This is a genomic window from Loktanella sp. SALINAS62 (genome assembly GCF_018263905.1).
GTDB lineage: Bacteria > Pseudomonadota > Alphaproteobacteria > Rhodobacterales > Rhodobacteraceae > Loktanella.
Genome location: NZ_JAAFZU010000091.1, coordinates 1 through 234 on the forward strand (window position 1 = coordinate 1; position 234 = coordinate 234).

A 234-nucleotide genomic window follows, 5' to 3' on the forward strand; every position below is an offset into this window, starting at 1 on the left:
GGTTCCCACCGCTTTGCGCCGGGCGCGCCGCTTACGCACCATGAGCCCTTCTTCTCGATACAGCCGATAGATGCGGTTGATCCCTGACGGTTCGCCATCGCGGCGCAAGAGCACGAACAGACGCCGGTAGCCGAACCGGCGGCGTGCGTTGGCCAGATCCCGCAGCCGTTGGCGCAGCTCCGTCTCGGGCGGCCTTCTGGACTGGTAGCGGATCATCTTGCGATCCGCACCGAC

1 protein-coding gene is annotated in these 234 nt (G+C 66.2%); it reads right to left on the minus strand.

What is annotated here, in order from left to right:
- Positions 1–234, minus strand: a 234-nt coding sequence (locus GZH79_RS18605) for an IS3 family transposase (RefSeq protein ID WP_211645272.1), incomplete at both ends; no start/stop codon positions are given.